Below are 12,806 nucleotides of genomic sequence, written 5' to 3'. Positions count from 1 at the left end.
GCTAGCCCGGAATGACAAGATTAGTTGCCGATCGCCGCTTCGATCGCCTTCAGCGCCACGTCGGCCTTAGCGCCGTCCGGACCGCCGGCCTGCGCCATGTCGGGCCGTCCGCCGCCGCCTTTGCCGCCGAGGGCTTCAGAGGCGAGCTTCACCAGATCGACGGCGCTGAAGCGCTTGGTCAGATCCTCGGTCACACCGACCACGACGCCGGCCTTGCCGTCTTCACCGACATTGATGATCGCGACCACGCCGGAGCCAAGCTGCTTCTTGCCGGCATCGGCGAGGCTCTTGAGATCCTTCATCTCGATGCCCGAGACACTCTTGGCCATTAGCTTGACATCGCCGACAGTCTTGACGTCTGCGGATGCGCCACCAGCGGCCGATGCACCGGCCGCAGCACCGCCGCCCATGGCGATGGTCTTTTTCGCTTCGGACAGTTCACGCTCCAGCTTCTTGCGCTCATCCATCAGCGCGGCAATGCGCGCCGGCATGTCGTCGAGGGTGGTGCGGAGTTCGTTCGCCGCGGTCTTGGCGAGAAGGATCGTCTCATTGGCGTGATGACGCGCATGATTGCCTGTCAGCGCCTCGATACGGCGTACGCCGGACGACACCGCGCTTTCGGCGGTGACCGAGATCATGCCGATATCGCCGGTGCGCTTCACATGGGTGCCGCCGCAGAGTTCGACCGACCAGCCGAGCGCATTGCTGCCGCTCTCGCGCGGCGTCTTGCCCATCGAGACGACGCGGACTTCGTCGCCGTATTTCTCGCCGAACAGCGCGCGGGCGCCGGCCTCGCGCGCATCGTCCACCGCCATCAGGCGCGTGGTGACGGCGTCGTTTTCCAGCACGACATTATTGGCGATGTCCTCGACGCAGCGCAGTTCCTCGGCCGTGATCGGTTTCTGATGGACGAAGTCGAAACGCAGACGATCCGGCGCTACCAGCGAACCGCGCTGCGCGATGTGGTCGCCGAGCACCTGACGGAGCGCTTCATGCAGCAGATGCGTCGCAGAGTGATTGGCGCGGATCGATGAGCGACGGGCGTGGTCAACTTCCAGCGCGAGCGCCGCGCCAATTTTCAGCGTGCCCTGCTCGAGCGTGCCGATATGCACGAACAGATCGCCGGCACGCTTCTGGGTTTCGGTGACGCGGAAGGTTACGCCTTCGCCTGTCATGACGCCGAGATCGCCGACCTGACCGCCGGACTCCGCATAAAACGGCGTCTGGTTGAGAACAATCGCGCCGGTGTCGCCGGCCTTGAGGCTGTCGACTTCCTTGCCATCCTTCACCAGTGCCGTAACCGCACCTTCCGCAGACTCGGTCTCGTAGCCGAGAAATTCCGTCGCGCCGAGTTTTTCACGTAGGCCGAACCACACGGTCTCGGTCGCGGTGTCGCCCGAGCCCGACCACGACGCGCGCGCCTTGGCCTTTTGCTTTTCCATCGCATCGGTGAACGACGCGATATCGACGGAGATGCCACGGTTGCGCAGTGCGTCCTGTGTGAGGTCGAGCGGGAAGCCGTAGGTGTCGTACAGCGTGAAGGCGGTCTCGCCGTCGAACATGTCGCCCTTCTTCAGGGACGCGCTCTTGTCGTCGAGAATGCCGAGACCACGATCCAGCGTCTTGCGGAAGCGCGTCTCTTCGAGGCGCAGCGTTTCTTCGATCAGGCTCTCGGCGCGCACCAGCTCGGGATAGGCCTGGCCCATCTCGCGCACCAGCGCCCACACCAGGCGCCACATCAATGGCTCCTTGGCGCCAAGCAATTGGCCGTGACGCATGGCGCGGCGCATGATGCGGCGGAGCACATAGCCACGACCCTCGTTCGACGGCAGCACGCCGTCGGCGATCAGGAACGACGATGCGCGCAGATGGTCAGCTATGACGCGCAGCGAGGCTTTCATCGGACCCTGCGGATCGGCACCGGTGAGATCGGCGATGGCGCGGATCAGCGCGACGAACAGGTCGATATCGTAATTGTCGTGCTTGCCCTGCAGCACCGCTGCGATGCGCTCAAGGCCCATGCCGGTGTCGATCGACGGTTTTGGCAGCGAGATGCGGTTGCCCGGCGCGAGCTGGTCGAACTGCATGAACACCAGATTCCAGATCTCGATGAAGCGGTCGCCGTCTTCATCAGGCGAGCCGGGAGGGCCGCCGGGAATCTTGTCGCCATGGTCGAAGAAGATTTCCGAACACGGGCCACACGGGCCGGTATCACCCATCTGCCAGAAATTGTCGGAGGTCGGGATGCGGATGATCCTGGAATCCGGCAGGCCGATCTTCTTCCAGAGCGCGAAGGCTTCATCGTCCTCGGAATAGACGGTGACCAGCAGGCGATCTTTCGGAAGGCCGTATTCCTTGGTGATCAGGTTCCAGGCGAGTTCGATCGCGCGTTCCTTGAAATAGTCGCCGAACGAGAAGTTGCCGAGCATCTCGAAAAAGGTGTGATGGCGCGCGGTGTAGCCGACGTTGTCGAGGTCGTTATGCTTGCCGCCGGCGCGGACGCATTTCTGCGATGTCGTGGCGCGCTGATAGGGCCGCTTCTCGACGCCGGTAAAGACGTTCTTGAACTGCACCATGCCGGCATTGGTGAACATCAGCGTCGGGTCGTTGCGGGGCACCAGCGGCGACGACGACACGATGTCGTGGCCATTCGCCGCGAAATAATTCAGAAATGCCGACCTGATCTCGTTAACGCCGCTCATATCAGTCCCATTGCGCCCAAGAACTGGCGCCTAAAAATCGCCCACGGCCCTGCCGTCGGCTGATGCCACAACGGTTGCTTTTAGACCGGCGGCACTAGGCCTGTCCAGAAACTGTGCAAGGGATCATTCAAGTAGATCAGGGGCTTGCCGCAACAGCACAGGGCCGTTGATCGGTGCTGCAACCGCGTTGACAGATTCAGGGAACACATGCTCTTGTGCCAGCGTTGAAAGACGTCACGTCGGGAGAGACCGGCCCCCGTTTGGGCCGGCGCCGAAGGAGCAACCGCCCCGGAAACTCTCAGGCAAAAGGACCGCGTGACAGGTTAGCATCTGGAAAGAGATGCCTTTGAGCCCGAATGGGCCGATGGCGTCCGCCGACGGGATAATACTCTCAGGCACAGCGACAGATGGGGCTCGTACAGGCACTCCGGGAATGGTCCTGGGGAACCGCGAGGACCCGTCACCATGCTAGCGACCGACAAACCCTCAACTTTGAAACAAACGCCGCTGCACGCCCTCCACGTCGCCCGTGGCGGCAAGATGGTGCCCTTCGCCGGTTATGACATGCCGGTGCAATACGCCACCGGCGTGCTGAAGGAGCATCTCCACACCCGCGCGGCCGCGGGACTGTTCGATGTTTCCCATATGGGCCAGCTCACGTTGCGGGCGAAGTCCGGCAAACTCGAAGATGCGGCCTTGGCGCTCGAGAAGCTGGTGCCGATGGACATTCTGGCGCTGGCACCGGGGCGTCAGCGTTATGCCCAGTTCACCAATAAGGCCGGTGGCATTCTCGACGACCTGATGGTGGCGAATTTCGGCGATCACCTGTTTCTGGTGGTGAACGCTGCCTGCAAGGATGAAGACGAGGCGCATCTGCGCGCGCATCTCTCCGACACCTGCATCATCGAGACCCTGCCCGACCGTGCGCTGATCGCGCTGCAGGGTCCGAAGGCGGCGGACGTGCTGGCAAAGTTCTGCCCTGAGGCACCGGCGATGAAGTTCATGGATGCCGGCCCGCATCAGATGAACGGCATTGCCTGCTTCGTTTCACGCTCCGGCTATACGGGCGAAGACGGCTACGAGATCTCGATCCCGAACGATCAAGCCGAGGCTCTTACCTCCGCCTTGCTCAATCATCCCGACGTCCTGCCGATCGGCCTCGGCGCCCGCGACAGCCTGCGTCTCGAGGCCGGGCTGTGCCTCTACGGCCATGACATCGACACGACGACCACGCCCATCGAAGGCGGGTTGAACTGGTCGATCCAGAAGAGCCGCCGCACTGGTGGCGCCCGCGCCGGCGGCTTCCTCGGCAGCGACAGGATACTGGCGGAGCTCGACGGCGGCGCACCGCGCAAACGCATCGGTCTGCTGCCAGAAGGCCGCGCGCCAGTGCGCGAAGGTGTCCTGCTGTTCGCGGATGCGAACTCCACCGAATCGATCGGCAGCGTCACCTCGGGCGGTTTCGGCCCCAGTCTCGGCGCGCCAATTGCAATGGGCTATCTGCCCAACGCGCAGGCAGCCGACGGCACCACCGTTTTCGCCGAACTGCGCGGCCAGCGCATGCCGATGAAAGTGTCACCCATGCCCTTCGTCCCCCACAGCTACAAGCGTTGAGGAACTGACCCATGACCACCCTGTACACCGAAGACCACGAATGGCTCTTGATTGATGGCGACGTCGTCACCGTCGGCATCACGGACTACGCACAGTCACAGCTCGGCGACGTCGTGTTCGTCGAACTGCCCAAAGTGGGCCGTGCGCTGAAGAAGGCCGAAGCCGCCGCCGTGGTCGAATCGGTCAAGGCCGCCTCCGACGTCTATGCGCCGATCACCGGCGAGGTCGTCGCGGTCAATGACGCACTCGCCGCCGAACCGGCGCTAGTGAATTCCGATGCCGACAGCAAGGCATGGTTCTTCAAGATCAAGATCGCTGACAAGAGCGAGCTCGAAGGCCTGATGGATGCCGACGCCTACAAAGCCCACACCGCCTAGTCGTCATGCCCGGGACAAGCCTGGCCATGACGAGCTTCTGAAATTCGTTCGAGGAACAACAGATGACCCTGAACAAATCTTCCGGCGACGTCGCCACCGATTTCGTCCGCCGCCATATCGGCCCTTCGCAAGCCGATATTCGTGTGATGCTTGAAACGGTCGGCGCGAAAAGCCTGTCCGCACTGATGGGCGAGACGCTCCCTGCCTCAATTCGCCAGAAGACGCCGCTCGATCTCGGCCGCGCGCTCAGCGAAACCGAGGCTCTGGCGCATATGACCGAGATGGCGGCCAAGAACGCGGTGTTCACGTCACTGATCGGCCAGGGCTATTCCGGCACGGTTCTGCCGACGGTGATCCAGCGCAACATCCTGGAGAACCCGGCCTGGTACACGGCCTATACGCCGTATCAGCCGGAGATCAGTCAGGGCCGACTCGAAGCGCTGTTCAATTTCCAGACCATGATCTGTGACCTCACCGGTCTCGACGTCGCCAATGCATCGCTGCTCGATGAAGCGACCGCCGCTGCGGAAGCCATGGCACTAGCCGAGCGCGCCTCAAACGTTCAGACCAAAACCTTCTTCGTCGATCATGAAGTTCATCCGCAGACCCTCGCGGTGCTGCGCACCCGCGCCGAGCCGCTCGGCTGGAAGCTTCAGATCGGCAATCCGCTCACTGACCTCGACAAAGCCGATGTGGTCGGCGCGATCCTGCAATATCCCGGCACGACGGGCATCGTGCGCGATTTCAAGCCGACCATCGCCGCGCTCAAAGCGAAGGGCGCGCTCGCGGTCGTCGCCGCCGATCTGCTGGCGCTGACGCTTTTGGCCTCGCCGGGCGAACTCGGCGCAGACATCGCGATCGGCTCGGCACAGCGCTTCGGCGTGCCGATGGGATACGGCGGTCCACATGCCGGCTACATGTCGGTGCGCGACGCGATCAAGCGCTCGATCCCGGGCCGCCTCGTCGGCCTCTCCATCGATTCCCGCGGCGAGCCCGCCTATCGCCTCGCGCTTCAGACCCGCGAGCAACACATCCGCCGCGAAAAGGCGACATCGAATATCTGCACCGCGCAGGTGCTGCTCGCCGTGATCGCGTCGATGTATGCGGTCTATCACGGCCCGGAGGGTCTCAAGCACATCGCGCGCATGGTCCATCGCCGCACGCTGGTGCTGGCCACAGGCCTCAAGAAGCTCGGCTTCGCGCCGGAGAGCGAGGCGTTCTTCGATACTCTGACCATGACCGTCGGTGACAAGCGCGACGGCATAGTCGCTGCAGCTCAGGCCGAAAAGATCAACCTGCGCATCGGTGACGGCACAATCGGCATCGCGCTCGACGAGACCACGACGCCGGAAACCGTTGAAGCCATCTGGCGCGCCTTCGGTGGCAAACTTGGCTATTCAGACGTCGAGCATGGCGTCAGCGACGCCCTGCCCGCGTCGCTGAAGCGCAGCTCGGCCTTCCTCACCCATCCCGTCTTCCACAGCCATCGCTCCGAGACCGAACTCCTCCGTTACATGCGGAAGCTTTCGGACCGCGACCTCGCGCTCGACCGCGCGATGATCCCGCTTGGCTCCTGCACCATGAAGCTGAACGCCACCACCGAGATGATGCCGTTGACCTGGCCCGCCTGGGGATCGCTGCATCCATTCGTGCCCCGCGAACAGGCCGCCGGCTATCACCAGCTTTTCGCGACACTGGAAAAGTGGCTGTGCGACATCACCGGCTATGACGCCGTGTCGCTGCAGCCGAATTCCGGCGCGCAGGGCGAATATGCCGGCCTGCTCGCGATCCGCGCCTATCACGCGGCGCGCGGCGACAGCCATCGCAATATCTGCCTGATCCCGTCATCGGCGCACGGCACCAATCCTGCCTCGGCCAGCATGGTCAATATGGATGTGGTTGTCGTCGCCTGCGACAAGCGCGGTGACGTGGACGTCAACGACCTGCGCATCAAGGCCGAGAAACACGCTGCCAATCTCGCGGCAATCATGATCACCTATCCGTCGACCCACGGCGTGTTCGAGGAGCATATCCGCGAGATCTGCGAGATCGTCCACGCCAATGGCGGTCAAGTCTATCTCGACGGCGCCAACATGAATGCGCAGGTCGGCCTGTCGCGTCCGGGTGATTACGGCGCGGACGTCAGTCATCTCAACCTGCACAAGACGTTCTGCATTCCGCACGGCGGCGGCGGCCCCGGCATGGGCCCGATCGGCGTCAAGGCGCATCTGGCGCCCTATTTGCCCGGTCATCCCTCGGCCAACGGCGATGTGCCGGTGGGTCCGGTGTCGGCCGCGCCCTACGGTTCGGCGTCGATCCTGACCATCTCCTACATCTACATCCTGATGATGGGCGGCGCGGGTCTCACCTCGGCCACCGAGCTTGCGATCCTCAATGCGAACTACATTGCCACACGGCTGCATCCACACTTCCCGGTACTGTATCGCAACGAAAAGGGTCGCGTAGCGCATGAATGCATCATCGATCCACGCGCATTCAAGACGTCTGCCGGCGTCACCGTCGACGATATCGCCAAGCGCCTGATCGACTACGGTTTCCACGCACCGACCATGAGCTTTCCTGTCGTGGGGACGCTGATGATCGAGCCGACGGAATCGGAATCGAAACTCGAACTCGATCGGTTCTGTGAGGCGATGATCGCGATCCGCAAGGAGATCACGGATATCGAGAGCGGTCGCTGGAACGTCGAGGCGTCGCCGCTGCGCCACGCACCGCATACGGTGCATGACATCGCCGAAGACGACTGGAAGCGCGCTTATACCCGCGCGGAAGGCTGTTTCCCGGCCGGCACCTCACGCACCGACAAATACTGGTGCCCGGTCGGCCGCGTCGACAACGTCTATGGCGACCGCAATCTGGTGTGCTCGTGTCCTCCGATGGAAGACTACGCACAGGCCGCAGAGTAAACGAACACCTCCACCCACGCTGTCATCGCCCGGCTTGACCGGGCGACCCAGTAGACGGTGTCGCCAGCGGGTCATCACAAAAGACTCCGTTTACCGAGCCACCCGCTTACGCGGGTGGCAGCAGCAGGTGTCATGTGAAGCTCTGGAAGCAGGCCTGCACTAAGCCGCCGCAGCCAGGTTGACCGCCGATTTCGCCAGCACCGACAATGACTCGTCGGTCTTCTTTTCCTGATTGAGCGTCTCGTCGAGCAGCCGCACCGCGTCCTTCATGCCGAGTTCCGTGGCCCAGGCCTTCAAGGTGCCATAGCGCGAGATCTCATAGTGTTCGACAGCCTGCGCCGCAGCAAGCAGGCCAGCATCGAGCGAACTCGTGCCCTTGTACTCGTCCATGATCTCCTTGCCTTCGTCGAGGATGCCCATGATGGCATCGCAGGTCTTGCCACGGGCGGGCTTGTCGAGCAGTTCGAAGATCTGTTCCAGCCGCTCGACCTGACCTTCGGTTTCGTCGTGGTGCTTTTCGAAAGCGGCGCGCAGTTTGTCTGAGGTTGCGGCCTTGGCCATCTTCGGCAGGGCTTTCAGGATCTGCTTCTCGGCGAAGTAGATATCCTTGAGCGTATCGAGAAAGAGGTCGTTGAGGTCTTTGTCTTTGGTCGCCATGACGCATGCACTCCGTTGAGCCAGGGATCGTTTCCCGCGGCTCAACGTCACCTGATGTGTCTTGTTCCTGAGGTCGTGACGCAACTATCAAAAATCGTTGCGTGGACGCCCGCTGTCAGGCCGCCAGGGTGGTCTCGACCAGCTTCACCCAATAGGACGTGCCATAGACGATGGCGTCGTCGTTGAAATTATAGGCGGGGTGATGCAGCCCGGCGCTGTCGCCGTTACCGCAAAAGATGAAGGCGCCGGGGCGCGCTTCCAGCATATAGGCGAAGTCTTCGGCGCCCATCACCGGCGGCATGTCGATATTGACCTTCTCGGCTCCGGATATTTCGCTGGCGACGCGCACCGCCATGTCGGTCTCGGCGCGATGGTTGACCACGACGGGATAACCGCGGTCATAGTCGAGCACGATCTTCGCGCCGGTCTGCAGCGCGACGCCGTTGACCACCTCGTTCATGCGCTTCTCCATGAGATCGCGCACCTCGGAATTCAACGTTCGCACGGTGCCGCGCAGTTCGGCGGTCGCCGGGATCACGTTGCTGGCATGCCCTGCATGGAATTCGCAGATCGACAGCACCGCGGATTCCAGGGGATTGACGGTGCGCGACACGATCGTCTGCAGCGCCATCACGAGCTGCGAGCCGACCAGCACGGAATCGATGGTCTTGTGCGGATAGGCGGCATGGCCACCCTTGCCCTCGATCTGGATCGAGATGCGGTCCATCGCTGCCATGATCGGGCCCGGGCGCAGCGCGAAGGAGCCGACGGGCATGCCGGGATTGTTGTGCATGCCGTAGACCTGATCGATCTTGAAGCGGTCCATCAGGCCGTCCTTGATCATCGCCGCAGCGCCCGCACCGCCTTCTTCGGCCGGCTGAAAGATGACGACGGCATCGCCGGCGAAATTGCGTGTTTCGGCGAGATATTGCGCCGCGCCCAGGAGCATGGACGTGTGACCATCGTGACCGCAGGCATGCATCTTGCCGGGGGTCTTCGAGGCGTAAGGCAAATTGGTCTCTTCCTCGATCGGCAACGCGTCCATGTCGGCGCGTAACCCGATCACCTTGTGCTCGCCCGAGGCAGGCTTGCGGCCCTTGATGACGCCAACGACACCCGTCCGTCCCAAGCCCGTCACAACTTCGTCGCAACCGAACTCCTTCAACCGCTCCGCCACGAAACCCGCGGTCCGGTGCACGTCATACATTAGCTCGGGATGGGCATGCAGGTCACGGCGCCAGGCCATGATTTCCGGTTGCAGATCGGCGACGCGATTGATGATGGGCATGGGTCAGGGTCTCGATGCAGTGGGACGGCGATATCCTTGTCTAGCATGTCGCGTGCCAACGGCCCACCCCACCGGTCCCATCACACGCTGTACAGACGCCCGCCGCGTCGTTAATCCCTTTCGGCACGGCAGGTGAGACCGTGAAACGGATGCGGCAGGGAAACGATGACGACACGGCTCGAGGGTGATTTCGATTATATCGTGGTTGGTGCAGGTACCGCCGGTTGCATCGTCGCCAATCGCCTTTCGGCAGATCCCGGCAAGCGCGTCCTCGTCCTGGAGGCCGGCGGCAACGACAACTGGATCTGGTTTCACATTCCAGTTGGCTACCTTTTCGCCATCGGCAACCCCCGCTCCGACTGGATGTTCCGCACCGAGCCGGAGCCCGGCCTCAATGGCCGCGCGCTGGCCTATCCGCGCGGCAAGGTGATCGGTGGCTCCTCCGCGATCAATGCCATGATCTCGATGCGCGGCCAGGCCGCCGACTACGATCACTGGCGCCAGCTCGGCCTCAATGGCTGGGGCTATGACGATGTGCTCCCGGCGTTCAAGAAATTGGAAGATCATTTCCTCGGCGCCAGCGAACATCACGGCGCGGGTGGCGGTTGGCGCATCGAAGAGCCACGGCTGTCATGGAAAGTACTCGACGCCGTCGGCAATGCTGCGGCCGAAATGGGTATTCGCAAGACCGCCGATTTCAACACCGGCGACAATGAAGGCATCGGCTATTTTCACGTCAACCAGAAGCGCGGCCGCCGCTGGTCGTCGGCCCGCGGCTTTCTCAAACCGGCCTTGAACCGCCCGAACCTGCGGCTTGAAACCAAGGTGATGGTCGATCGCCTGATCGTCGAAAACGGCCGTGCCGTCGGCGTGCGCTTCATCCAGAACGGTCAGGAGATGGAGGCACGCGCCAAGGGCGAAGTCATCCTGTGTGCTGGCGCGGTCGGCTCCCCGCATCTGTTGCAGCGCTCCGGCATCGGGCCCGCGGAGTGGCTGTCCGCCGCCGGTGTCGACATCACACTCGACCGTCAGGGCGTCGGTCGTAACCTGCAGGACCACCTGCAGCAGCGTGCGATCTACAAGGTCTCCGGCGTGCGCACGCTGAACGAGACCTACTACAATCTGTTCCGCCGTGGCTGGATGGGCATCGATTACGCGCTACGCCGCCGCGGGCCGCTCACCATGGCACCATCACAGCTTGGCATCTTCACGCGCTCCGACGCTCATCGCGAACGCGCCAATATCCAGTTCCACGTGCAGCCGCTTTCACTCGACAAATTCGGCGATCCACTGCATCGCTTTCCCGCGATCACCATTGCCGCCTGCAATCTGCAGCCGACATCGCGCGGCGAAATCAAACTACGCTCGGCGAAGCCCGATGATGCACCGGCAATTGCTCCGCACTATCTCTCGACGGATGACGACCGTCAGGTTGCTGCCGATGCGATCCGCGTGACGCGCAGGTTGATGAAGCAGCAGGCGCTCGCCGCCTATCATCCCGAAGAATATCTGCCGGGGCCATCGGTTGGCGACGATGCGGCTTCGCTGGCCAAGGCCGCCGGCGATATCGGCACCACCATCTTCCATCCTGTCGGGACCGCGAAGATGGGCACGGAATCGGACCCGATGGCCGTGGTGGACGAACGGCTGCGCTTTTACGGGATCGCCGGATTGCGGGTCGTGGACGCCTCGGTCATGCCAACGATCACGTCGGGCAATACCAACACGCCAACCGCAATGATCGCGGAAAAAGGCGCATCGATGATCGTAGCAGATGGACGGTAGGGTTTAAGCTGACTTCCGCACGGCGTTATCGACCAGCGTCTTGCCGAGCGACCAGATCGCACCAGGAACCTTATGGCTATCGGCGATCACGGTACGGAACGAGTTCTCGATCCACTTGCCGTCTTCCTCGGTGACCACCAGCGGCGGCAGCAGCTTGATGGTGTGACTGCCGTGGCCGGAGACCTGGGTCAGGATCTTCTGCTCCTTGAACAGCGGCACGGTGATCAACTGGCAGAACAGACCCTTGCTAGCCGATTCAAGGATGTTCCACGATGCCTTGAGGCGCAGCGACTTCGGCGGGCCGAATTCGACACCGATCATCAGGCCCTTACCGCGTACTTCCTTCAGAAGCTCGAATTCGGGAATCATGTTCTGCAAAGCAAGCCGCAGTTCGGCGCCGCGCTTGGCCGCGTTCTCGACCAGCTTCTCATGCTTCATGATCTCCAGCGTGGCAATACCGGCGGCCATCGCCAGATCGTTCTTGCCGAAGGTCGAACCATGGACCAGCGAGCGATCCATACGGTTGAAGATCTTGTCGAAGATGCTTTTTCGCGTCAGCAGCGCGCCAACAGGAACATGACCTCCTGATAAAGCCTTTGCGAGAAGGATCATGTCGGGTTCGACATTCCAGTGCTCGATCGCCAGAAATTTTCCGGTACGTCCGAGGCCGGTCTGGATTTCATCGGCGATGAACAGCGTGCCGTATTTGCGGCACAGCGCAGCGGCGCCCGACAGGAATTCATCGGTGGGCAGGTTGACGCCTTTGCCCTGGATCGGTTCGACGATGAAGCCGGCAACTTGCTTGGATGACAGCGCCTTCTCCAGCGCTTCGAGGTCGTTGAACGGCACCGTGGTGCAGCCCGAGAGCAACGGGCCGAAGCCGGCGCGGAAATTGGTGTCGTCGGTCAGTGACAGCGCGCCATAGGTCAGTCCGTGATAGGCGTGATCGCAATATACGATCCCGTCGCGGCCGGTCGCATTGCGGGCGAATTTGATCGCGGCCTCGACGGTTTCCGCGCCCGAGTTCGCGAAAAACACCTTGTCCATATAGGGGACGTTTTCCAGCAGCTTCTCGGAGAGGATACCTGCAAGTGTGGAGACATCCATTTGCACCAAATTGGGCATGTCGGCGTCGAGCACGCTTTTGAGCGCATTCCGCATCACCGGATGGTTCCGGCCAATCGCAAAAACGCCAAATCCGCTCAGTAGATCGAGATAACGGGCGCCGTCCCGGTCGAACAAATACTGGCCGGTGCCCCGCTGAAAGCCAACGTCATATCCGATTGTCTTGAGGACTCGAACGAGCTGTTCATTAAGATGGCGCGTATGCATCGAGCTACGCTGCGCCTCCCGTTCAACAAACATCTCGGAAACGTCTAGATTCGGATATACCATGAGTTACATACGTCGGTTGATGGTCGCTTCGTCAACTGAAAACCGTAAATGCGGCGATTTG

General features: G+C 62.2%; 8 protein-coding genes and 1 riboswitch. Of the genes, 4 read left to right on the top strand and 4 right to left on the bottom strand.

All coding sequences use genetic code 11. The features are described from left to right. Positions 1-20: 20 nt before the first annotated feature. Positions 21-2,702 (bottom strand): alanine--tRNA ligase, encoded by a 2,682-nt coding sequence (gene alaS / locus A4A58_RS21415; RefSeq protein ID WP_068735884.1) that lies wholly within the window; start codon positions 2,700-2,702, stop codon positions 21-23. A 229-nt stretch (positions 2,703-2,931) separates the two neighbouring features. Beyond that, positions 2,932-3,026, top strand: a riboswitch (glycine riboswitch). Between the two features lie 141 nt (positions 3,027-3,167). On the opposite strand from alaS, the gene gcvT reads away from it, so the two are divergent. From gcvT to gcvP, 3 genes are all read left to right on the top strand, one after another. Further along, positions 3,168-4,316 carry a glycine cleavage system aminomethyltransferase GcvT gene (gene gcvT, locus A4A58_RS21410; protein WP_068735882.1) on the top strand — a complete coding sequence of 383 codons (1,149 nt, stop codon included), beginning with the start codon at positions 3,168-3,170 and terminating at the stop codon, positions 4,314-4,316. Positions 4,317-4,327: 11 nt separating this feature from the next. Next, positions 4,328-4,693, top strand: a complete 366-nt coding sequence (gcvH, locus tag A4A58_RS21405; protein WP_068735880.1) for a glycine cleavage system protein GcvH — start codon at positions 4,328-4,330, stop codon at positions 4,691-4,693. Between the two features lie 62 nt (positions 4,694-4,755). Beyond that, entirely contained in the window at positions 4,756-7,620 is a 2,865-nt protein-coding gene (gcvP, locus tag A4A58_RS21400; RefSeq protein WP_068735878.1) for an aminomethyl-transferring glycine dehydrogenase, read from the top strand. Between the two features lie 159 nt (positions 7,621-7,779). Here gcvP and A4A58_RS21395 read toward each other — a convergent pair whose 3' ends face one another. Both A4A58_RS21395 and A4A58_RS21390 read right to left on the bottom strand, forming a co-directional pair. Further along, positions 7,780-8,277 (bottom strand): ferritin-like domain-containing protein, encoded by a 498-nt coding sequence (locus A4A58_RS21395; RefSeq protein ID WP_068735876.1) that lies wholly within the window; start codon positions 8,275-8,277, stop codon positions 7,780-7,782. A 115-nt stretch (positions 8,278-8,392) separates the two neighbouring features. Next, positions 8,393-9,565, bottom strand: coding sequence for a M20 aminoacylase family protein (locus A4A58_RS21390; protein WP_068735874.1), 1,173 nt, complete (start codon positions 9,563-9,565; stop codon positions 8,393-8,395). Positions 9,566-9,730: 165 nt separating this feature from the next. Here A4A58_RS21390 and A4A58_RS21385 point away from each other — a divergent pair, with 165 nt between their 5' ends. Beyond that, entirely contained in the window at positions 9,731-11,350 is a 1,620-nt protein-coding gene (locus tag A4A58_RS21385) for a GMC family oxidoreductase (protein WP_068735872.1), read from the top strand. 3 nt (positions 11,351-11,353) lie between these two features. Here A4A58_RS21385 and hpnO read toward each other — a convergent pair whose 3' ends face one another. Next, complete coding sequence (hpnO, locus tag A4A58_RS21380) at positions 11,354-12,745, bottom strand: aminobacteriohopanetriol synthase HpnO (RefSeq protein WP_068735870.1); 1,392 nt, start codon at positions 12,743-12,745, stop codon at positions 11,354-11,356. Between the last annotated feature and the right edge of the window lie 61 nt (positions 12,746-12,806).

It is taken from the genome of Tardiphaga robiniae (genome assembly GCF_001618955.1).
In the GTDB taxonomy this organism is placed as follows: Bacteria; Pseudomonadota; Alphaproteobacteria; order Rhizobiales; family Xanthobacteraceae; genus Tardiphaga; species Tardiphaga robiniae_A.
Note: the sequence above shows the minus strand (reverse complement) of the source record. Positions and strands in the feature narration are given on the sequence as shown.